Annotated in this window: 17 protein-coding genes and 1 pseudogene; 7 read left to right on the top strand and 11 right to left on the bottom strand. The window is 71.0% G+C overall.

The genetic code is table 11. The features are described from left to right. Nucleotides 1-53: 53 nt before the first annotated feature. Nucleotides 54-1352: an Hsp70 family protein gene (locus EPO51_RS13920; RefSeq protein WP_293351494.1), complete on the top strand. Its 1299-nt coding sequence runs from the start codon at nt 54-56 to the stop codon at nt 1350-1352. 217 nt (nt 1353-1569) lie between these two features. After that, nucleotides 1570-2274, top strand: a complete 705-nt coding sequence (locus tag EPO51_RS13925) for a PEPxxWA-CTERM sorting domain-containing protein (RefSeq protein WP_293351843.1) — start codon at nt 1570-1572, stop codon at nt 2272-2274. A 3-nt stretch (nt 2275-2277) separates the two neighbouring features. On the opposite strand, the gene EPO51_RS13930 is transcribed toward EPO51_RS13925, so the two are convergent. Together EPO51_RS13930 and EPO51_RS13935 are read right to left on the bottom strand one after the other, a co-directional pair. Next, the gene (locus EPO51_RS13930; RefSeq protein WP_293351496.1) at nt 2278-5106 is read right to left on the bottom strand and encodes a M16 family metallopeptidase; all 2829 of its coding nucleotides are present in this window, start codon (nt 5104-5106) and stop codon (nt 2278-2280) included. Nucleotides 5107-5220: 114 nt separating this feature from the next. Further along, nucleotides 5221-5886, bottom strand: coding sequence for a glutathione S-transferase family protein (locus tag EPO51_RS13935; RefSeq protein WP_293351498.1), 666 nt, complete (start codon nt 5884-5886; stop codon nt 5221-5223). Nucleotides 5887-6025: 139 nt separating this feature from the next. Here EPO51_RS13935 and EPO51_RS13940 point away from each other — a divergent pair, with 139 nt between their 5' ends. Beyond that, entirely contained in the window at nt 6026-6985 is a 960-nt protein-coding gene (locus EPO51_RS13940) for a LysR family transcriptional regulator (protein WP_293351499.1), read from the top strand. Here the strand turns inward: EPO51_RS13940 and mdoH are convergent. The 5 genes and pseudogenes from mdoH to acs all read right to left on the bottom strand — a co-directional run. Beyond that, complete coding sequence (gene mdoH, locus EPO51_RS13945) at nt 6982-8946, bottom strand: glucans biosynthesis glucosyltransferase MdoH (RefSeq protein ID WP_293351500.1); 1965 nt, start codon at nt 8944-8946, stop codon at nt 6982-6984. The two genes, EPO51_RS13940 and mdoH, sit on opposite strands and share 4 nt — an antisense overlap. Beyond that, nucleotides 8934-10391 carry an OpgD/OpgG family glucan biosynthesis protein gene (locus EPO51_RS13950; protein ID WP_293351502.1) on the bottom strand — a complete coding sequence of 486 codons (1458 nt, stop codon included), beginning with the start codon at nt 10389-10391 and terminating at the stop codon, nt 8934-8936. The genes mdoH and EPO51_RS13950 overlap by 13 nt, the downstream gene beginning before the upstream one ends. 115 nt (nt 10392-10506) lie before the next feature. Then, nucleotides 10507-11478 (bottom strand): small ribosomal subunit Rsm22 family protein, encoded by a 972-nt coding sequence (locus tag EPO51_RS13955; protein ID WP_293351504.1) that lies wholly within the window; start codon nt 11476-11478, stop codon nt 10507-10509. Continuing rightward, a complete protein-coding gene (locus EPO51_RS13960) occupies nt 11478-11861 on the bottom strand; it encodes an AMP-binding enzyme (RefSeq protein ID WP_293351845.1) in 384 nt (127 codons plus the stop codon). Before EPO51_RS13960 ends, EPO51_RS13955 begins: the two co-directional genes overlap by 1 nt. 24 nt (nt 11862-11885) lie before the next feature. Continuing rightward, a pseudogene (gene acs / locus EPO51_RS13965) lies at nt 11886-13820 on the bottom strand (acetate--CoA ligase); the annotation flags it as partial. Between the two features lie 174 nt (nt 13821-13994). On the opposite strand from acs, the gene EPO51_RS13970 reads away from it, so the two are divergent. Both EPO51_RS13970 and EPO51_RS13975 read left to right on the top strand, forming a co-directional pair. Continuing rightward, nucleotides 13995-14501, top strand: coding sequence for a hypothetical protein (locus EPO51_RS13970; protein ID WP_293351506.1), 507 nt, complete (start codon nt 13995-13997; stop codon nt 14499-14501). 79 nt (nt 14502-14580) lie between these two features. Next, entirely contained in the window at nt 14581-15330 is a 750-nt protein-coding gene (locus EPO51_RS13975) for a creatininase family protein (RefSeq protein ID WP_293351508.1), read from the top strand. A gap of 18 nt (nt 15331-15348) precedes the next feature. On the opposite strand, the gene EPO51_RS13980 is transcribed toward EPO51_RS13975, so the two are convergent. Genes EPO51_RS13980 through tsaD form a run of 4 tightly spaced genes read right to left on the bottom strand, consistent with a single transcriptional unit; the run spans nt 15349 to nt 18063 of the window. Then, nucleotides 15349-15714, bottom strand: coding sequence for a Rieske (2Fe-2S) protein (locus EPO51_RS13980; protein ID WP_293351510.1), 366 nt, complete (start codon nt 15712-15714; stop codon nt 15349-15351). Further along, nucleotides 15701-15985, bottom strand: coding sequence for a YciI family protein (locus EPO51_RS13985; RefSeq protein WP_293351512.1), 285 nt, complete (start codon nt 15983-15985; stop codon nt 15701-15703). Before EPO51_RS13985 ends, EPO51_RS13980 begins: the two co-directional genes overlap by 14 nt. After that, on the bottom strand, nt 15986-16975 hold the full coding sequence (locus EPO51_RS13990) for an NAD(P)H-dependent glycerol-3-phosphate dehydrogenase (RefSeq protein ID WP_293351514.1): 990 nt from the start codon (nt 16973-16975) through the stop codon (nt 15986-15988). Then, nucleotides 16972-18063, bottom strand: a complete 1092-nt coding sequence (gene tsaD, locus EPO51_RS13995; protein WP_293351516.1) for a tRNA (adenosine(37)-N6)-threonylcarbamoyltransferase complex transferase subunit TsaD — start codon at nt 18061-18063, stop codon at nt 16972-16974. Before tsaD ends, EPO51_RS13990 begins: the two co-directional genes overlap by 4 nt. A 72-nt stretch (nt 18064-18135) precedes the next feature. On the opposite strand from tsaD, the gene hemC reads away from it, so the two are divergent. Together hemC and EPO51_RS14005 are read left to right on the top strand one after the other, a co-directional pair. After that, nucleotides 18136-19098 (top strand): hydroxymethylbilane synthase, encoded by a 963-nt coding sequence (gene hemC, locus EPO51_RS14000; RefSeq protein WP_293351518.1) that lies wholly within the window; start codon nt 18136-18138, stop codon nt 19096-19098. A gap of 100 nt (nt 19099-19198) precedes the next feature. Then, entirely contained in the window at nt 19199-19903 is a 705-nt protein-coding gene (locus EPO51_RS14005) for a uroporphyrinogen-III synthase (RefSeq protein ID WP_293351520.1), read from the top strand.

Consider the following 19903-nt stretch of genomic DNA (forward strand, 5'->3'; position numbering starts at 1 on the left):
GACCTGACGGCCGCTCTCTCCGAGCGGGTGTTCGCGCGTGCCTGGAGGCGGCCATGAGCTACAGCCTGGGCATCGATTTCGGCACGACGAACACCGTCCTCAGCCTGGCCGATGAGCGTGGTCCGGCGCGACTGGTCAGGTTCCCGGCGCCGGAGGGCGAGCTGTTCGCCTTCCGCTCGTGCCTGTCGTTCCACGCGCCGGCGGACCATCCCAGCGAGCGGGTGATCGCCGCCGGGCCATGGGCCATCGAGGCCTATGTGGAGGACCCGGCCGAGACCCGGTTCATCCAGTCGTTCAAGAGCTTCGCCGCCCAGGCCAGCTTCACCGAGACCCAGATCCTGAACCGCCGCTACCGGTTCGAGGACCTGCTCTCGACCTTCCTGCTGAAGGTGCGCGACTACGCCGGGGCCGAGTTGGGCGGCTTGCCGGAGCGGGTGATCGTGGGCCGACCGGTCCGGTTCGTCGGCGCCTCGCCTAGCGAGGAGCTGGCGCTTTCCCGCTACGAGACGGCCTTCCACCGGATGGGCGTGAAGGAGGTGCTGTACGCCTACGAGCCCGTGGGCGCCGCCTTCTTCTTCGCCCGGGACCTGGACCACGACGCCACCGTGCTGGTGGGCGACTTCGGGGGCGGCACGTCGGACTTCTCGATCATCCGCTTCGAGCGTCACGCGGGCGAAATGCGCGCGATCCCGATGGGCCGCGCCGGCGTCGGCGTGGCGGGGGACGCCTTCGACTACCGGATCATCGACAATCTGGTGTCGCCGGAGCTGGGCAAGGGGTCCAGCTACACCAGCCTGGGCAAGGTGCTGCCGGTGCCCAACCGCTACTACGCCGCCTTCGCGCGCTGGGACCAGCTGGCGCTGATGCGGGCCAGCCGCGACATGCGGGAGATCCGCAAACTGGAGCGCGACGCGGTGGAGCCGGAGAAGATCGCCCGCCTGGTCGAGACCCTGGACGAGAACTACGGCTACCGCCTCTATCGCGCCGTCTCGAAGCTGAAAGAGGCGCTATCCTCACAGGCCGCCGCGGAATTCCGGTTCGAGGCCGGCTCCATCGCCATCGTCCGCGAGGTCGAGCGCACCAGGTTCGAAGGCTGGATCGCCCCGGAGCTGGCGCAGATCGAAACCGCCGTCGACGCGGCCCTGGCCGACGCCAACTTGACGCCGGACGGAGTCGACCGGGTGTTCCTGACTGGCGGCTCATCGCTGGTGCCGGCGGTCCGCGCCATCTTCCACCGCCGCTTCGAGCCTTCGCGTATCGAGACGGGGGCCGAGCTGGAATCCATCGCGACCGGACTGGCTCTAATGGCGCGCGAGCGGGACCTGGCGCGTTGGACGACCCGTTCCGGTTGAGATCTTGTCCCCCTCCGGTTGAAATCTGGGTTTGAGCGTTGGCTTTAACACTCAGATTCTCCTGAGGTTTCACTCGACGAAATATATCGCAGGTCGCCCGAAAACGTCGGAACAGCCACGCTAACGGGCCCTTTGGCTCACCGTAATGGTGTGTCACAGCAACTGGTTGGCGGGGTCCATCGCGGCGCCCGCACGTCTTGGAGCACTCGCGTTGGCGGTGCTCACTGGCGGTTTCGCCCTTCCCGGCGCTGCGCGCGCCGATTGCGTCGAGCAGATGAGCCGGATGCCCGTCTCCGCGCCCGCGGCGGCCGCCCCTGCCTATCGGGCGAACATGATGCGCAGAGGCTTCGCCGCCGCCCCAGCGGCGCAGGCGCGAGCGCGCGCCACGAAGGCCAGGATCGCGGGCTCCGCCGTCCGCAAGGCGCGGCCTGCGCGCAAGGCGGGCGTCCATCGCGCGGCGCGAAAGCCCGTGGCCGGTTTGCGCCGGGCCGCGATGGCGCCGGCCGCGGCGCCCAGGCTGCCCCAACCCACGTCGATGCCGGCGGCGGCGCGCGACCTCGCCACGCCTCGCGCGTTCGCACTGATCGCCACGACGGTCTGCGAGACAGGGCCTCGTCCGGCCGCGGCCCCGGTGAACGCGCCCGGTGGCGAGCCGGGACTGCCGGCGGACGGTCTCTTCCCGAGGACGGATACCGAGACCGTCCTGCCGCCGATCATCGGTCCTGGCTTCCCCGGATCGGACGGACCGCCGACGGTGGTTGTGCCCGGCGGCCCGGGAACCGAGCCGCCCGTGATCGTTCCCCCCGTGATCGGGCCGCCTCCCGTCGTGGCCGTGCCAGAGCCGGGAACCTGGGCTCTCCTGATCCTGGGCTTCGGCCTCGTCGGCGCGCGCATGCGCCGCCGGCCGCGCCTGCCGGCCTAGGTCCTACTTCTTCCGCAACGTGGGGCTTTCCAGGTCCAGCTGATCTGCGGGGATGATCTCGAGGGCCGGCAGCCTGGCCTTAAGGGCGGGGGAGAAGGCCTTGGCGTCGCCGGCGACCACGACGCTGGCCTGGGCGGGGTCGAAGACGCGCTTCGCGAACGCCTGAACCTGCGCAGCGTCCACGGCCTCCACCTTGGCGGTGTAGCGGGTGACCTCGTCCAGGGGCACGCCGTAGAGGGCCAGGTTGCCCAGCACGTCGGCCAGGCCGCCGGAGGTGGCCAGGTCGCGCCCATAGCTGCCCACCAGCACCGACTTGCGGGCCTTCAGTTCGTCGGGGCTGGCCGGCGCGGCGCCCAGCCTCGTCAGCTCGGCGTTCATCAGGTCCAGCACCTCCGCCGCCGACTCGTTTTTGGTCTGGGCGCTGGCCCGGAACGAGCCGGTGGTCCGCGCGGGCGAAAGGCGGGCGCTCGCGCCGTAGGACAGGCCGCGCTTGATGCGGATCTCCTGGTTCAGGCGGGCCGAATAGCCGCCGCCCAGAACGGTCGCGGCGACGACGCCGGGATAGTAGTCCGGATCGTTGCGGGCGATGGCGGGCTTCATCACGTTGACCGAGGCCTGGCCGGTGCCGGGGATGTCGATGGCCACGGCGCGCGGCCTGCCCGTGGGCGTGATGGCGGGCGCCGCGGCCAGGGGCGCGGCGGGTTTCTTCCAGTCGCCGAACGCCGTCTCGGCCAGGGCGAAGCCCTGCTCGGCGCTGATGTCGCCGGTCAGAACCAGCACGGCGTTGTCGGGCCGGAACCAGGCGGCGTGCAGCTTGGCGAGGTCGGCGGGCTTGAGGCGCTGGAGCGACTCCGGCGTGCCCTGCGGCACATGGCCGAAGGGGGTGCCGCCGTAGATCACCGGAGCGGCGGCGAAGCCGGCCACCGAGCCGGGCTGCTGGTAGGCGACCCGCAGGCCATCCAGCGCCTGCTCGCGTTGGCGTTCCAGTTCCTCCGCGGCGAAGGCCGGGCTCTTGGCCACATCGGCCATGATCGTCAGGGCGGCCGGCAGCTTGTCGGCGATGGAGCTCAGGGTGACGGACGAGGACTCCAGGCCGCCGCCCGACGACAGCGACGCCCCAAGGCTCTCGACCTGGCTGGCGATCTGCTGCGCCGAGCGGGTCCTGGTGCCCTCGGTCAGCATCCCGGCCATCATGTTGGCCGCGCCCGCGAGCCCCTGCGGATCGGCCCAGGCGCCGGTCTTCACCGTCAGGTCGGCGGTGACCAGCGGCAGGTCGGACGAGCGGGCGACGATGACCCGCAACCCGTTGGCCAGTGTCTTCTCGGCGGGCTTCGGCAGAACGGCCTGCACCGGCTCGCCGATGCCCGGGGGCTTCGTGCGTTCGGCCTCGGGGGCCAGGGTGAAGACCGGGCCGTCGTAGGTGGCGACCTGCTTGGGCGGGGGCGGCGTGGCGGCCACGGTCTCGCCCTTCGGCCGCTCGCTCTCCGGGCGGTAGCGGATGGTCATGCGGCGGTCTTCGGCCAGGTACTTGGCGGTGACGCGCTGGATATCGGCGGCGGTCACGGCCTGCAGCCTGGCCAGCTCGGTGTTCACGGCGTTGGCGTCGCCGTCGACGGTCAGGGCGTAGCCGATGGCGCTGCCCCGGCCTTCGATGGTCTCGCGCTCGCGCAGCGCGCCGGCCAGCAGCTCGTTCTTGGCCTCCGAGAGTTCCGCGGCGGTGGGCGGGGCGTCCCGCAGGCGCTTCACCTGGGCCAGCAGGGCGGTCTCACCCTGCTGGATGGTCTTGCCGTTCGACATGATGGCGCCGACCATGAACAGGCCGGGATCCTGCGGCAGGTCGGCGCTGGAGAAGGCCTCCACCGCGATCTGCTGGTCATAGACCAGGCTGTTGTAGAGGCGCGAGGATTTGCCGCCTGAGAGGATGGCGTCCAGCACCTTCAGCGCCGGGGCGTCGGGGTCGGACGCGGCGGGCCCTTGCCACGACAGCACCACGGCCGGCAGCGGCACATTGGGGCCATAGCCGTCGAAGACGCCGGCCTGGGTGCGCGGCGGCTCCTTGACCGTCACCTTCGGCAGCGGCTGGGCGGGGTTCTTCAAGGCCCCGAAGTACTGGTCGACCCAGGCGTCCAGCTTGGCTTGGTCGAAGTTGCCCACGATGATCAGGGCCGCGTTGTCCGGCCGGTAGTAGGTGCGATGGAACGCGCGCACGTCATCGACGGTGGCGGCGTCCAGCTCCTCAATCGAACCGATGCCGGGGCGCTTGTAAGGGTGGGTCGTATAGCTGGCTTGGGGCAGGTACAGCGCCATCAGCCGGCCGTAGGGCGAGGCCAGGACCCGCTGGCGCAGCTCCTCCTTCACCACGTCGCGCTCGGACTTGAAGACCGCCTCGTCGACCACCAGCGTGCTCATCCGGTCGGCCTCGGCCCAGATCAGCCGCTCCAGGTGGTTGGCGGGTACGACCTCGAAATAGTCGGTGTAGTCGTCGGCGGTGGAGGCGTTGTTGAAGCCGCCCACGTCCTCGGTCATGCGGTCGAAGGTCTCGGACGGCATGTTCCGCGTCGCCTTGAACATCAGGTGTTCGAAGAGGTGCGCGAAGCCGGATCGGCCGGCGGGATCGTCCTTGGAGCCGACGCCGTACCAGACCTGGACCGAGACGTTCGGCGTCGCGCGGTCGAGCGAGGCGTACACCCTCAGCCCATTGGGCAGCGTGCGCGAGGTGAACTTGATCGGGGGAACTTCAGCCGCCTGGGCGGGACTGGAGAGCGCGATGGGCGCGAGCGCTGTGGTGGTCAGCAGGACGGCGAGGCCGGCGGCGCGGAAGGTGCGGATCATGGAGCATCCCGGTTGGGCTGGTTGGGGACTGTCTAGCACCCAACCGGGACGCGGGAAGCTTACGAGGATGTCATGTGGGCGTCGGGGGCGCCCGCTCCTTGCAAGCCGCAACCGTCAGGCCGCCTGCTGCTGGGCCTTGAAGGCGGCCATGACCGTGTAGAACGTCCCGTAGGTCGGCTCGAAGGACGGCCGCGCCTTCAGGCGGGCGATCCAGGCCTGGAGGTTCGGATAGGGCGAGAAGTCGTACCCTGGGAGGTCGCCCAGCAGGACGAAGGCTAGGCCCAGGTGGTCGGCGATGGTGATCTCCTCGCCGCAGACGTAGGGCCGTCCCGCCAGCATGTGGCCGTCCAGCACCTTCAGCCAGCGCGGGGCGTGCTCGCCGCCGAAGGCGGTCATGGCCTGCATCAGCTCGGGCGGCGCGCCATGCGGCACGCCCATGTGCGGATAGCAGACGAAAAGGCAGAAATACTCGTGGAACTGGGTCGAGAACCACGACAGCGCCTCGTCGACCTTGGCCTGGGCCCGCGGGTCGGACGGGTAGGCGGCCGAGCCGGTCTTGCGCGCCAGGTACTTCAGGATCGCCGCCGACTCGCCCAGCTTGAGGTCGCCGTCCACCAGGAAGGGGACGATGCCGTTGGGGTTGAGAGCGAGGTAGTCCGGCGCCTGGTTGCCGCCGGCCATCAGATCGACATGGACGATCTCCACGTCCAGGCCGTGTTCGGCGATGAACATCAGCACCGGGCGGGACGTCGTCGAGATCGGGTCGCAGTAGAGTTTCATCGACACACACCTTCTTGTTCTTGCGGACGAGGGCCGTTGGACCGGCCCGTCGTCTGGGACACGGGAGATACGGCGCAGCCTGACCCTTGGGCAATCAGCGCTCTTGCAGGTTGGGTCTGCACAACCGCAGTATGGACCCATGTTCGACTGGAATGACCTCAAGGCGTTCCTGGCCGTGGCCCGCGGGGGCTCTACGCTCGCGGCGTCCAAAGCGCTGGGCGTCAACCAGACCACGGTGGCGCGGCGCGTCGAGAGCCTGGAGCACGATCTCGGCTTCAAGTTGTTCGAGCGCGGACAGACCGGCAGCCGCCTGACCGAGGGCGGCCAGGCGATGATCCCCGAGGCGGAGAATGTGGAGCGGGCGGCGATCCGCTTCTCCAACCAGGCCGCCGGCCAACTCCGCGGCGTGTCGGGCGCCCTGCGCCTGACCACCAACGAGCTCGTCGCCAACACCATGGTGATTCCGGCGCTGGTGGAGTTCCGCAAGCTTCATCCCGACGTGCAGATCGACCTGGTCATCACCGACCGGACCCTGGACCTGGAGAACGGCGAGGCCGATCTGGCCATCCGCACGGCCGTCGAGCTGGCGGCGTCGGACCTGGTGGCCCGCAAGATCGCCGAGCATCCGATGGCGCTGTACTGCAGCCGCGACTATGCCGCCCGGCGGGGCGTGCCGGCGTCGATGGAGGCGCTGCAGGATCACGACCTGATCGACGTGGCGCCGGAAACCGGCGAGATCCCCGCCGCCACTTGGATGATGCGCTACGCCGGCGGCAAGCCGCCGATCACCCGCAGCAACAGCATGGGCAGTCTCCTGCATGCGGTGAAGGCGGGGCTCGGCATCGGGGCCGTGCCCTGCACGATCGCCGATCCGGACCGCGACCTGGTGCGCTGTTCGGACGACATTCCCGAAGGCCGCGCCAGCTCCTGGATCGTCACCCGGCGCGAGCTGAAAGACACGCCGCGGGTGCGGGCCTTCATCGATTTCCTGGCGCCCTTCCTTCAGGACTTCATGAAGAAGGTCGAGGAACGCGGCCGGTTGCGGCTGGCCGAGGACGCCGCCACCGTGGTGCCCTTCCCGACGAAGAACGTCGGCTAAGCGGCCTGGGCCGTGTAGAGGCCGAACGTGCGGCTTTCCGGCTGGTAGACGCTGGTCGGCCCCCGCATGAGGCGATCGATCTGCAGCCTCGAAGGCTGTTCCTGGTCGTAGAGGGCTCGCAATGCGAGGGCTCGGTCCACAACGGGCGGAACCTGGCGTTCCTCCGGTGTCGTCAGCAGGTCGAGCCTGCGGAACAGGTGGCCGACATCGGTCCGCGCCATCAGCAGCGACAGTGGCGCCGACAGGAAGAGACCCAGCGAGACCGGGCTGGTCCACCAGAAGATGGCGGGGTCGAGCAGCCAGGCGATCACCGCCCCCGCGAGGCCGATCACCACATGGCCCCGGTGCGAGCGCCAGGCTTCCTTGCGCGACAGCCGGCCCGCGTCCCGCTGCTGGGCGTTCCAGCCGGAGTCGCGGCCGAGCAGGACGTCGAACACCGCCGCGCTCTGCATCAGCATCAGCACCGGGGCAACCAGGGCGCTGAGCACGACCTCGAGGCCGATGCCGACCCAGAGGCCCAGGGTGCGGGTGAAGCCCGGGGCGGTCCGCTCGCGCAGGGCCAGCAGGCCGGCCAGCACCTTGGGCGTGAGCAGCAGGCCCAGGGTGACCGCGAACAGCGAGACCGCGGCGTCGCCATGCACCCGCACCGGCTCGCCGAGCTGTCCCAGCCAGGCGGTGGCGCCGAAGCCGACGAGCAGCAGCCAAAGCGGCGAGGTCACGTATGAAAGGACGCCGCGGACCAGGTGGACCCGGCTCACCCAATGCAGGCCGGCGGCGCCCACGACGCCGAGGTGCTGCAGGTTGCCCTGGCACCAGCGGCGGTCGCGGCGGGCCATGTCGACGATGGTGGGCGGCGCTTCCTCGTAGCTTCCGCCGAGCCGGGTGTTTAGCCGGATCGACCAGCCGCCCCGCCGCATCAGCGCGGCTTCCACGAAGTCGTGGCTCATGATGTGGCCGCCGAACGGACGCCGGCCCGGCAGGTGCGGCAGGCCCGCGCAGCCCGCGAAGGCGCGCACGCGGATGATGGCGTTGTGGCCCCAGTAGTTGCCCTCGGCGCCCGACCACCAGTCCTGTCCGGCGGCCAGCATGCCGCCATAGGTGCGGGCCGCGAACTGCTGGAGCCGCGCGAACAGGGTCTCGGCGCCGACCAGGGCGGGCGCGGTCTGCAGCAGGCCCAGTTTCGGATCGGCTTCCATCTCCGCGGTCAGCCGCACGATGGTGTCGGCGCTCATCAGGCTGTCCGCGTCGAGGATGATCATCGCCTCGTAGGCGCCGCCGAACCGCCGCACCCAATCGGCGATGTTGCCGGCCTTGCGGTCGGTGTTCTGCAGGCGCCGCCGGTAGAAGATCCGGGCGTCGCCGCCCAGCCGCGCTCTGACCCGCAGCATGCCCACCACCTCTTGCCGAGCGGTCGTCTCGTCCCGCGTGTCGCTGAGCAGGAAGATGTCGTAGAGCTCGGAGACGCCTAGCCGGACGAGATCTTCGCGGATCGCCTGCACGGCGGCCATCACCCGGCCCGGATCCTCGTTGTAGGTGGGCATGAGCAGGGCGGTGCGGGTCAGGATCACCGGCTGGGGGTCGGGGCGCCGGGGACGCGTCGCCCGCCATTGGACCAGGAACCCGGCCGTGGCGCTGGCGAAGCCGAAGACGGTCCAGCCGAACAGCACCAGGAAGAGGACAAGGGCGCACGCGTCGAGGACGGTGAAGCCGCCCGTCGACAGCAGGTTGACCATCACGCCCCCCGCAACGGCGGTCGCGCCGGCGGTCCCGCCGAAGACGAGGAGGCGCCGGCCGCGGGCGTCCAGCAGGCGCCCTAGGCGGCCGGTCGCGGTCGCCAGGTCCTGCGTCGGCATGTCGAGGGGCCTCTCCGCCGGCATCGACTCGGGGAAGGGTTCGGTGCGCTCGAGGGTCACGGCCTGTGCAGGCGTGGACCTCGACAGGCGCCGGGTTACGCGATCCATCGATACATCCAGACTTCGGAGACGGGCGTCCGTCCGCGCACTAACGTTAGCCGCAGGTCGCTGTTCGACGCGGCGGCGGGGTTCAACTCGAAACTGACGCGGGCGCCGCCAATTGAGGCGTTCGGCTGCACGGTTTCGACGCGAATGCTTCCTGCGGTGGCGCTGGCCTGGGCTTCAAGGCCATCCAGGCCGCCCGCCAACGGTGCGAAATCCACGAGGAACCGGCGACGGGCCGGATCGTGGCCGGCCCCGCCCCGCCACGCGACGGCGCGGGCCAGCCGGGTTGCGGGCTCTGGCGAGGCGCCCCAGGTCAGGCGGTAGCGGAAACGGTGTTCGCGGCCGGCCGCCAGCGGCTCGGCGGGCCGCCACATGGCGACGATATTGTCCTCGGCCTCACTGCGCGAGCCCAGCTCGACGAGCCGGACGCTGCCCCGCCCGAAGCCCTCCAGCGGCTCCACCCAGGCGCCCGGCCGCCGGTGGTAGTCGGCCTCCAGGTCCTGGTAGGCCCCGAACGTCCGCTGGCGCTGCAGGAGGCCGAAGCCGCGCGCGGGACCGGCGTCGAAATCGTCAAGCCGCGTGCCCGGCGTGTGGACCAGCGGCCGCCAGATCCGGGCGCCGCGGCCGTCGTCGGTCAGCAGGCCGTCGCTGTCGTGGACCTCCGGCCGGAAGTCGTCGTAGCGGCGCGGCTGCTCCGGTCCGAACAGGTACATGCTGGTGAGGGGGGCGATGCCGGCCGACGCCAGCGGCCGGCGCGGGAAGAGGCGCGCCTCGACCTCCATGACGGTCTGGGCGCCTGGCGTGACCTGGAAGCGGAAGGCGCCCGCGGTCGAGACGCTGTCCAAAAGGGCGTGGATGACGAGGCTGCGCGCGGCCGGCGCCGGCCGCTCGATCCAGAAGGCGCGGAAGGCCGGGAACTCCTCGCCGGGCTCGCCCGCGCCCAGCGCCAGGCCGCGCGCCGAGAGGCCATAGCTGACGCCCTTCGCCACGGCGCGGAAGTAGCTGGCGCCCAGGAAGGCGACCACCTCGTCGAAGCGGTCGGGGACCTCCATCGGCGCATGCGCGCGGAAGCCTGCAAACCCCAGGTCGGCCGGGAGCGGGCCCGGCTGCTGCTGGCCATAGGTGAACATGTCTTCCGAGAACAGTATCGGCCGCGCCCGCCCGCGGTCCGCCTCGAACAGGTCCACCGGATCGCGGAACAGGCCGCCGCGATGGAACATCTGCAGCTGGAACGGCAGGCCCTCGGCGCGCCAGATCGACTTGTCGGGGCGGAAGCGCACGTCGCGGTAGGCGTCGTAGCTCATGCCGGCGAGGCTGGCCTGCAGTGGGCGGCCCACGGGCCGGTAGCGTGCGCGGCCGAGATCGCGCGCGCGCCTTCGCACCATCTCGCCGATGGCGTCACCGGGCGCCCAGCCGGCCGCGATCAACGCCGCGGGGGCCAGGGCCATCAGATCTCGTCGGCGCAGACCCTGCGCCACCGCCAAACTGCGCGGCATGGAACCCCGTGGCTACGCGTCGACCCCGACCTACTCCCCTGACGCACCCGCAGGGCCAAAACATGGCCTATGGCCAGGCTTCGCCCCAGTCCAGGCGCCTGGCCGTGGCGTGGCCCAGCTTGTCGCGCCTCGGCACGAAACGCCGCTCCAGCGCTTCGGCTCCACAGACCTTGAATTCGATGCCGGGCTTGCCGGCCTTGGGACGGGCGAGGATGCGACCCGCCGCCGGCTCGGCCGCCACCGCCGGTCGCGCGGCCAGCAGATAGGCGAATTTCTCGTCCTCGAAGGACATGACGGCGCCCTTGGCCAGGCGGTGGTCGCGGGAGCGGGGAAGGCGGACGCTGAAATGGCACCAGTCCGGCGCGGTCAGCGGACAGGCGTTGGCGTGGGGGCAGGGCGCGAAGATGCGGGCCCCGGCGGCGATCAGCAGGTCGCGGGCGGCGAGGATGCGGGCGTAGCCGGCGGGCGTCCCCGGCTCGACGAGGGCAAGGACGCCCTCGCACGCCTCCCAGAGGCGACCGACGACCGTGGCCTGCGCCGCCGCCGCGATCTCGGCGAGGGCGTAGCTGGCCAGGACCAGGTCGGCCTTGGGGAACGGGCCGGTGGCGAGGTCGCCCCGTTGGGCGTCGGCCTGCCGGACGGGATCGGGCGCGTCCTCGGCAAGCCGCCCGGCCATGTCCAGGAAGGGTGCGCTGGCGTCGAACCAGACGATGCGCTCCAGGCTCGGCCAGACCTCGGCCGCCGCCCAGCTTCCGCCTCCGGGGCCGCAGCCGGCGTCCAGCAGCGAGGCGGGCGCGAAGTCCGGCGCCAGCCGCCGGGCTTCCGCGAATACGCTCACGCCGGCCGCGAACGTCGCGGGAAGGCGGGCCAGGGCGTAGGCCAGGGCGTCGTCGCGGCCCTTGATCACCGCGGAGGATCCGCGGCCGGCGCGATAGGCTGCGCTGGTCGCGGCCGTGCGTTCGGCGAGGTCGCGGCGCGAGGCGCCCGAAAGCTCCCGGTCGATGGCGGCCCGCAGGCCGGGCGGGAGCTCGACGGACATCAGCTCAGGGCGTCGGCCCGCTGGGTGGCGAGATACGCGGCGACCGCCCGGTCGGCCAGGCCCATGACGTCGCCCGGATCACCGGTCTCGGCGATCCGGCGCAGGACGGGGCGGACCACTTCGCCGGACGGGGTCTTCGGCAGCGGGCCGAAGATCACGTGGGTCGGAACCGCCGCTTCGCCGATCTCCCGGCGCATGAAGCCCTTCAGTTCCGCGCCCAGCACGTCGGACGCCATGATCTCGGGGTCGGGCTCGACGAACGCCCAGAGCACTTCACCCTTGTGCGCGTCCGGCACGCCGACGACGGCGACCCCGGCCACCGCGTGATGCGTCTTCAGCGCCGCTTCGAGCTCGGCGCAGGAGAAGCGGTGGCCCGCGACCATCACCTCGTCGTCGCCCTTCCTTGAGGCGCGGTTGTTGACCAGGTCATCGACCACGGCGGGATCGGCCAGGGTGGAGGTGTCGCCCAGGTTGGACAGGTCGTCCTCGGCGATCTTGCGCAGGATGCGGCGCATGATCTTGCCCGACCGGGTCTTGGGCAGGCCGGGCGCGAACTGGATCACGTCGGGCGCGGCGAACGGCCCGATCTCGTGGCGGACGAAGCCGCGCAGGTCCGCCATCAGCGCGTCGGTGGGCTCGATCCCGACCTTCAGCGTCACGTAGCAATAGATGCCCTGGCCCTTGATGTCGTGCGGATATCCGACGACCGCGGCCTCGGCGACCGCCGGGTGGCCGACCAGGGCGCTCTCGATCTCGGCGGTGCCCAGGCGGTGTCCGGAGACATTGATCACATCGTCCACGCGGCCGGTGATCCAGTAGTAGCCGTCCGCGTCCCGCCGCGCCCCGTCGCCGGTGAAGTACTTGCCGGGGTAGGTGCTGAAATAGGTGTCGATGAAACGCTGGTGGTCGCCGTAGACCGTCCGCATCATGCCCGGCCAGCCGTCGGTGATGCAGAGGTTGCCGCTGACCGCGCCGGTCAGCTCCAGGCCCTCGGCGTCCACCAGCATCGGCTTCACGCCGGGCAGGGGCTTGGCGCAGGATCCGGGCTTCAGCGCGTGCGCGCCGGGCAGCGGGCTCATCAGGCAGGCGCCGGTCTCGGTCTGCCACCAGGTGTCGACGATCGGGCAGCGACCCTCTCCGACCACGCGGTGGTACCAGAGCCAGGCCTCTGGATTGATCGGCTCGCCTACCGTGCCCAGCAGGCGGATCGACTTGCGCGAGGTCCGCTGCACCGGCAGGTCGCCTTCGCGCATGAGCGCCCGCAGCGCCGTGGGGGCGGTGTAGAAGATCTCCACCTTGTGCTTGTCGCAGACGTCCCAGAATCGCGACGAGTTCGGGAAGTTGGGCACTCCCTCGAACATCAGCGAGGTCGCGCCGTTGGCCAGGGGGCCGTAGACCACATAGCTGTGGCCGGTGACCCAGCCCACGTCGGCGGTACACCAGAAGACCTCGCCCGGCCGGTAGTCGAAGACCACCTCGTGGGTCCAGGACGCCCAGGCCAGATAGCCGCCGGTGGTGTGCAGCACGCCCTTGGGCTTACCGGTCGACCCGGAAGTGTAGAGGATGAACAGCGGATCCTCCGCGTTCATCGGCTCGGGCTCGCACTCTGTCGAGACGGTCTGCTTCAGGTCGGAGAAATAGGCGTCGCGGCCGGGCGTCATCGGCACGTCGCCGCCGGTGCGCTTGACCACGATCACGTCGGTGACGCCGGGACATGCCTGCAGCGCCTCGTCGACGTTGAGCTTCAGCGGCACGATCTTGCCGCCGCGCAGGCCCTCGTCCGCGGTGATGACGATCCTGGAGTCGCAGTCGAGGATGCGGCCGGACAGGCTGTCGGGCGAGAAGCCGCCGAACACCACCGAATGGATCGCCCCGATCCGCGAGCAGGCCAGCATCGAGGCCGCCGCCGCCGGGATCATCGGCAGGTAGATGGTGACCCGGTCGCCCTTCTTGACGCCCTTGGCCTTCAGCACATTGGCCCAGCGGCAGACCTCGGCGTGGAGCTGGCGATAGGTCAGGGCGTCATAGGTCTGGCCGTCGTCGCTCTCCCAGATCAGCGCCACGGTGTCGCCATTGGAGTGGAGGTGACGGTCCAGGCAGTTGGCCGAGACGTTCAGGACGCCATCGGCGAACCAGCGGACACGGAAGGTCTCGCGGTCGAAGGAGACGTCTTTCACCTCGGTGAAGGGCTTGATCCAGTCCAGGCGCCTGCCGATGTCGGCCCAGTAGGCCTCCGGGTCGGCGTCCACGCGCCGTACGGCGGCGTCATAGGCGGCCGCATCCATGAGAGCCTTGTCGGCCCATTCCTGGGGAACCGGGAACACCTCGCCGTCGGACACCACTGAACCCTCCGATGGATCGCTGCGGGTCGAGTATCCGGGCGCCGGCCTGTGCGCAACCTCAAGCGGGAAGACGAATGTCCGAACCGCCCGCGCGACGTTCCGGCGCACCGGTGAATTCCAGATGATCCGACGGCTCCGCTTGCGGCGACTCAAAGGCCGGAGGAGGTTGCCGCGATGCTCCGCGCCACCCTCGTTCTCGCCCTCGCGGCCCTGGGCCTCTCGTCCTGCAGCGGCGCCGCGCCCAAGGGGGCCGCCGAGAGCGCAAGCCGCCTGCTGACCGCAGCCTACAAGAACGACCGCGTCGCGTTCGAGGCCGAGATCGATCGCGCGGCCGTGCGCGACGACGTCCGCCGGCAGGTGAACGAGATGGCGCGCAGCAAGGCGCTGGAGGTGGACGGCGGACCGTCCGAATTCGCGCTCGACCGGATGATCAGCCCCGACGCGCTCCGTCTCGTCGACGCCAAGGGCGCCCCGCTGACCGCCGCCCCGACCCCGCAGCAGGTGGCGCCGCTGATGAAGGTGGTGGATGGCAAGAAGGTCTGCCTGCGCGACGCGGAGTCGCCCGAGAACTGCCTGCTCACCTTCGCCAAGGGCACGGGCGCGGAGGCCAAGGGTCATTGGCGGCTGGTGGGCATGCGGGCCCTGGACCTGCGGGTCGAGATCGCCAGCGTCGGCGGCTGACCGGAAGTTCGGAATTTACTGTAGCCGCCGGAAGACCCTATGGGTTCGCCCAATGAATCCTTGAGAAGGCGTCCTCCCCATGCTGCTGCACCTGTCCACCTGGGCCGAGATCGAGGGCTTCCTCGGGCGCTCGAAGACCGTGGTGATTCCCATCGGCTCCAACGAGCAGCACGGCCCCACCGGCCTGCTTGGCACCGACTGGCTCTGCCCCGAGATCATCGCCCATGAGGCGCAGAAGACCGGCGACATCCTCGTGGGGCCGACCTTCAACATCGGCATGGCCCAGCACCACCTGGACTTCCCGGGCACCATCGCGCTCAGGCCCTCGACCTTCATGCTGGCCATCGGCGACTGGTGCCGCAGCCTCAGCCACGCGGGTTTCGAGAAGCTGTATTTCCTCAACGGTCACGGCGGGAACGTCGCCACCATCGAGGCGGCCTTCTCGGAGCTCTACGCCGAGGCCAGCTACGCCGGCCGCAACCGCGGCTTCGCCTGCAAGCTGAAGAACTGGTGGGACCTCTCGGGCGTCACCGCGCTCGCCAACCGCCAGTTCCCGGTGGGCCACGGCAGCCACGCCACCCCGTCCGAGATCGCGGTCACCCAATGGGGCTACCCCGACAGCATCAAGTCGGCCAACTACGCGCCGCAGATCGCGCCGAGCGGCCCGATCCGCGAGGCCGCAGACTTCCGCGCCCGCTACGCCGACGGCCGCATGGGCTCGGACCCCGGCCTGGCGACCCCCGAAAAGGGCGGCGAACTGGTGAAGACCGCCGCGGCGGCCCTGCTGCAGGACGTGGCCGAGTTCGGGGCGGAAAAGTCGCCGTCCTGAGTTTGCGCGGCCCGCACGTCAGGCCGTGAAGACGTCACCGCCCTTTACGGCCACCGGCCATGGCGCCAGCCGCTCGTCCGCGCACGGCCCCGCCACGCAGAGGCCGTCGAGCGTGAACAGCGCCCCGTGGCCCGCGCACAGGATGTGGCGAGCGTCGCGGGTCAGGTAGCGGTCGTCGAGCGGGGCCAGGGGCCAGCCGGCGTGTGGGCAGCTATCCACGAAGCCGCGTGCCCCTTCGCCTTGGCGGATCACGAAGCCGGCGAACATCCGCGAGCCGTCGCGGAAGCGGAAGGACTTGCCGCCCGGGTCCCTGATCTCGTCCAGGGCGCAGAGGCGGATGCCGGCGGCCGGCCGGGCCGGGTTGTCGGGCTCAAAGTTGGCCAAACGTGACCTTCACCGCGTTCAGCTCGACCTGTCGCCACAGCCCGGCCTGGGTGTACGGATCGGCGTCGCTGAAGGCCCTGGCGGCGGCCTTGTCGACCACGTCCAGGATGAACATGGATCCGGCCATTCCGCCGGCGTCGTCGAACATCGGGCCGGCCACCTTCACGTCGGCGGCGCGGCTCTTCACATAGGCCAGATGCCGCTCGCGCGTGGCCATGCGCAGGTCGAGCGAGTCGGCCTTGTCGAGGCAGTGGAGGACAAATGTCGGCATTCAGTTTTCCTCGCGGAGGGGACGGGAGAGCAGGCCGCGGATGGCGTCGTCCACGCCGGCCTTGCCGGCCAGGATGGCGGCCACGGCCTCGCAGATCGGGGTCTCGACGCCAAGCTTGCGGGCCAGTTCGCGCACGGCGGGCGCCGAGGCCACGCCTTCGGCCACCGATAGCTTGCCGGCCAGGGCTTCTTCCAGGCTCAGGCCGGCGCCCAGGGCCAGGCCAACGCTCATGTTGCGCGACTGCGGGCTGGAGCAAGTGAGAACCAGGTCGCCCAGGCCGCAGAGGCCGGCGACGGTCTCGGCCTCGCCGCCCAAGGCCACGGCCAGGCGGGTCAGTTCGGCGAAGCCGCGGGTGATCAGGGCGGCGTGAGCAGACCGGCCCAGGCCGCGGCCCTCGACGATGCCGCAGGCGATGGCCAGCACGTTCTTCACCGCCCCGCCGGCCTCGGCGCCGATCATGTCCGTGGCGAAGTAGGGCCGGAAGGTCGGGGTGGCGATGGCCTCGGCCAGACCCTCGGCGCAGCCGGTGTCGCGGCAGGCCAGGGTTACGGCGGTCGGCAGGCCCCGCGCCACCTCGCCGGCGAAGCTGGGGCCGGAGAGCACGGCGGCCTGGGCCTGCGGGATGGTCTCTGCCAGCACCTCGGTCATCAGCTTCAGCGAGCCCTGCTCGATCCCCTTCGAGCACAATAGGATCGGCAGGCCGTCGCGGGCGTGCGGAGCGAAGGCGGCCAGGGTCGAGCGCATGTGCTGCGCGGGCGGCACGGCCAAGATCAGGTCGGAGCCGGCAAGGTCGGCAAGATCGCCCGTCGCGCGGATCGCGGGCTCCAGCGGCACGCCCTTCAGGAACGTGGCGTTCTCGTGCGCCGCGTTGATGGCCTCGACCACTTCCGGCTCGCGCGCCCAGAGGATCACGTCGCGGCCGGCCCGCGCGCAGACCTGGGCCAGGGCCGTGCCCCAGGCGCCGCCACCGATGACACCCACCGTGCTCATGCCTTGGCTCCCTTGCGCCCCGTCTTGTGGGTCGGGCTGGCGTTGGCCGCCGCCTCGTCCAGAGGCCAGCGCGGGCGGGCGACCGCGTCCAGCGGGTCGGAGATCCCGGCCGCCAGCCGCTCGGCGCCGGCGAGCGCGATCATGGCGGCGTTGTCGGTGCAGTAGGCCAGCGCCGGGGCGGCGAAGCCGAAGCCGCGCTTGGCCGCCGTGTCCTGCAGCAACGCGCGGACGGCCTTGTTGGCGGCGACTCCGCCGGCGACGACGAAGCGCAAGTCGCGGCCCTGATGCTCCAGGGCATAGGCCTTCATGGCCCGGTCGGACTTCTCGGCGAGCTGACCGGCGATGGCGGCCTGGACGGCGGCGGCCAGGTCCTGCCGCTGCCTGTCGGTGGTCACGCCCTCGGCCAACCGGGCGGCCGCCGTCTTCAGCCCGGAGAAGGAGAAGTCGCAATCCTTGCGGCCCAGCAGCATTCGCGGGAGCTGGAAGGCGCTGGCGTCGCCGCCTTCGGCCATCTTCTCCAGCGCCGGGCCGCCCGGATAGGGCAGGCCCATGGCCTTGGCGATCTTGTCGAACGCCTCGCCCGCCGCGTCGTCGATGGTCGTGCCCAGTCGGCGGCACGCGCCGATGCCGTCCACGCTCAGGAGCTGGCAATGCCCGCCGGAGACCAGCAGCAACAGAAAGGGGTACGGCAGGTCCGCGCCCAGGCGCGCCGAGACCGCGTGGCCCTCCAGGTGGTTCACCGCCACCAGCGGCAGGTCACGGGCCAGGGCCACGGCCTTGCCGAATGAAAGGCCGACCATCACCCCCCCCACCAGGCCGGGGCCGGCCGTCGCCGCCACGCCGGTCAGGTCCTCGTATCCGACCCCCGCCTCGGCCAGCGCCGCCAGCACGATGGCGTCGATGCCCTCCACGTGCGCGCGCGCCGCGATTTCGGGCACCACGCCGCCATAAGGGGCGTGTTCGGCGATCTGGCTGCCGACGATCGAGCTCAAGACCTCGACCCGGCCGCCGGCATGGCGGCGCACGACCGCGGCGGCGGTCTCGTCGCAGGACGTTTCGAGGCCTAGAACGGTGTGGGTTTCGGTCATCCGGTTGCCGGGGGCAGGCTGCTCCTGTAGCAGGCCTGCTACGTTTTCGTTCCCGCAGGTAGACCGCCGACCGTGCCTTCGCAACCGCCCGTCCGGATCGGCGCCCGTGGCTCCAAGCTCAGCCTGGCTCAGGCCGGGCACATGCAGCGCCGTATCGCCGCCGCCCTCGGGGCCGATCCCGAGAACCCGACCGAGGTCGAGCGGGTCGCTCCGCTGATCGTCATCACCACGACGGGCGACCGCGTGCAGGACCGGCGGCTGCTGGAGATCGGCGGCAAGGGGCTGTTCACCAAGGAGATCGAGGAGGCGCTGCTCGAGGGCCGCATCGACTGTGCGATCCACTCGATGAAGGACATGCCGGCGCTGCTGCCCGACGGCCTTTGCATCGCCGCGATCCCCGAGCGGGAGGATCCGCGCGACGCCTTCCTGAGCCGCGAGGTCCTGACGCTCGAGGATCTGCCGCAAGGCGCTCGCCTGGGCACCGCCAGCCTGCGGCGCCAGGCGCAGTCGCTGTTCCGCCGCCCCGACCTGGATGTGCAGATGCTGCGTGGCAACGTCGACACCCGGCTGGCCAAGCTGGCGGCCGGCGAGGCCGACGCCATCCTGCTGGCCTATGCCGGCCTGCGCCGCCTGGGCATGGGCGATCTGCCCAAGAGCCTGATGGATCCCAAGGAGATCCCACCCGCGCCCGGCCAGGGCGCCCTGGCGATCGAAACCCGCGAGGCCGACCGCGACCTGCCGTGGGTGGCGGGCCTACGCTGCGAGACCACCACCTTGTGCGTCACCGCCGAGCGCGGCGCGCTCGCCGCCCTGGAAGGCTCGTGCAAGACGCCGATCGGCGCGCACGCCTGGCTGGAAGGCGGCGGCCTGAAGCTGATCGTCGAGGCCCTGGCGCCGGACGGCTCGGTGCGCTTCCGGCATTCAGGCGACTCCGAACTGTCGCAGCTTTCCGATCCCCTGGCCTCGGCCCGCGACCTGGGGGTCTCCCTGGGCCAGGCGATCAAGGACGAGGCGGGCGACGCCATCGTCCTCTGAGGCCTTACGGCCACGCTTGCCGCTTGCGGCATTGTACAAGCGGTCGCCCGGCCGCATCGTCGTTGGTGAAGCGTGACGGGTCGGATAACAGGATCGCCCTATGGCGGGCCGCAGGCAGAGAATCTGGATCACCCGCGCCCAGCCCGGCGCGGACGTCACCGCCGAGCGCGTGCGGGCGATGGGCCATGACGCGATCGTCGCGCCGCTGCTGGCCGTGCGGGTCCTGCCCGATGTCAGTGTTGACCTGCGCGGCGTCGCGGCCCTGGCGTTCACCAGCGCCAACGGGGTCCGGGCGTTCGCGGACGTCAGCGGGGAGCGTGGCCTGAAGGTGTTCGCGGTCGGCGCGGCCACCGCCCAGGCGGCCCGCGCGGCCGGCTTCAAGTCGGTGCTGTCGGCGGATGGCGACGTGGAGGCCCTGGCCGACGGCATCGCCGTGCGCCGCAGCGAACTGCGCGGCGCGGTGCTGCATCCCGGCGCGGCGGAACCGGCCGGCGACCTGGCCGGCGCCCTGGAGAAGCACGGGGTCGAGGCGCGCAGGCTGATCCTCTACGAGACCGCACCCGTGGACCTGGCTGCGGCCGAGGCCGAGGCGCTGAGTCGCAGCGACACGGTGCTGCTGCATTCGCCGCGCGCGGCCCAGGTGCTGGCCAAGTTGCTGAAGGTCCATCCCGCGCCGGCGCTCCGCGCCCTGGGCCTGTCGAAGGCCGTCGTAAAGCCGCTGGCCCGCACCCGGCTCGCGGCGAAGGCGTTCCCGCCCTTCCCGCTGGAAGCAGCGTTGCTGAACCTGATCGACCGGCGGCCCTGA

Origin of the sequence: Phenylobacterium sp. (genome assembly GCF_004297125.1) — a bacterium.
Taxonomy (GTDB): Bacteria; Pseudomonadota; Alphaproteobacteria; order Caulobacterales; family Caulobacteraceae; genus Phenylobacterium.

What these genes read in the sequence shown, in the direction of transcription:
- tsaD (WP_293351516.1), bottom strand. Translation starts at nt 18,063, where the DNA reads ATGACCGAAACCCACACCGTTCTAGGCCTCGAAACGTCCTGCGACGAG.
- EPO51_RS13930 (WP_293351496.1), bottom strand. Translation starts at nt 5,106, where the DNA reads ATGATCCGCACCTTCCGCGCCGCCGGCCTCGCCGTCCTGCTGACCACC.
- EPO51_RS13935 (WP_293351498.1), bottom strand. Translation starts at nt 5,886, where the DNA reads ATGAAACTCTACTGCGACCCGATCTCGACGACGTCCCGCCCGGTGCTG.
- EPO51_RS13970 (WP_293351506.1), top strand. Translation starts at nt 13,995, where the DNA reads ATGCTCCGCGCCACCCTCGTTCTCGCCCTCGCGGCCCTGGGCCTCTCG.
- EPO51_RS13950 (WP_293351502.1), bottom strand. Translation starts at nt 10,391, where the DNA reads ATGGCCCTGGCCCCCGCGGCGTTGATCGCGGCCGGCTGGGCGCCCGGT.
- EPO51_RS13985 (WP_293351512.1), bottom strand. Translation starts at nt 15,985, where the DNA reads ATGCCGACATTTGTCCTCCACTGCCTCGACAAGGCCGACTCGCTCGAC.
- EPO51_RS13975 (WP_293351508.1), top strand. Translation starts at nt 14,581, where the DNA reads ATGCTGCTGCACCTGTCCACCTGGGCCGAGATCGAGGGCTTCCTCGGG.
- EPO51_RS14005 (WP_293351520.1), top strand. Translation starts at nt 19,199, where the DNA reads ATGGCGGGCCGCAGGCAGAGAATCTGGATCACCCGCGCCCAGCCCGGC.
- mdoH (WP_293351500.1), bottom strand. Translation starts at nt 8,946, where the DNA reads ATGGATCGCGTAACCCGGCGCCTGTCGAGGTCCACGCCTGCACAGGCC.
- EPO51_RS13960 (WP_293351845.1), bottom strand. Translation starts at nt 11,861, where the DNA reads ATGGTCGCGGGCCACCGCTTCTCCTGCGCCGAGCTCGAAGCGGCGCTG.
- EPO51_RS13920 (WP_293351494.1), top strand. Translation starts at nt 54, where the DNA reads ATGAGCTACAGCCTGGGCATCGATTTCGGCACGACGAACACCGTCCTC.
- EPO51_RS13990 (WP_293351514.1), bottom strand. Translation starts at nt 16,975, where the DNA reads ATGAGCACGGTGGGTGTCATCGGTGGCGGCGCCTGGGGCACGGCCCTG.
- EPO51_RS13940 (WP_293351499.1), top strand. Translation starts at nt 6,026, where the DNA reads ATGTTCGACTGGAATGACCTCAAGGCGTTCCTGGCCGTGGCCCGCGGG.
- EPO51_RS13955 (WP_293351504.1), bottom strand. Translation starts at nt 11,478, where the DNA reads ATGTCCGTCGAGCTCCCGCCCGGCCTGCGGGCCGCCATCGACCGGGAG.